At 53.8% G+C, this 301-nt stretch carries 1 protein-coding gene; it reads left to right on the plus strand.

Translation table 11 applies throughout. The annotated features are described in order from the left end of the window. A partial coding sequence (locus tag GEAM_RS00035) for a GIY-YIG nuclease family protein (RefSeq protein WP_034786593.1) occupies positions 1-268 on the plus strand: 268 nt, incomplete at its 5' end. Positions 269-301 lie beyond the last annotated feature (33 nt).

Raw genomic sequence — 301 nt, forward strand, 5'->3', positions numbered from 1 at the left:
GTTTTTATACATGCTGCGCACGCCGTCCGGCATGCTCTACACCGGCATCACCACCGAGGTCGAACGCCGTCTATCCCAGCATCAATCGGGCAAAGGTGCCAAAGCCCTGCGCGGTAAAGGCGAACTAGAACTCGTATTCCACTGCCCCGCCGGTGACCGCTCGCTTGCCTCGAAGCTTGAACTGAAAGTGAAAAAACTGACTAAAGCGCAGAAAGAGAAACTGGTAAAGGAACAGCCGGGGAGTTTGGAGGGTTATTTGGCCGAGTAAACGGTCAATCAGGAGGCAAAAAGCGTCTCTATC

Origin of the sequence: Ewingella americana ATCC 33852 (assembly GCF_000735345.1) — a bacterium.
Classification (GTDB): domain Bacteria; phylum Pseudomonadota; class Gammaproteobacteria; order Enterobacterales; family Enterobacteriaceae; genus Ewingella; species Ewingella americana.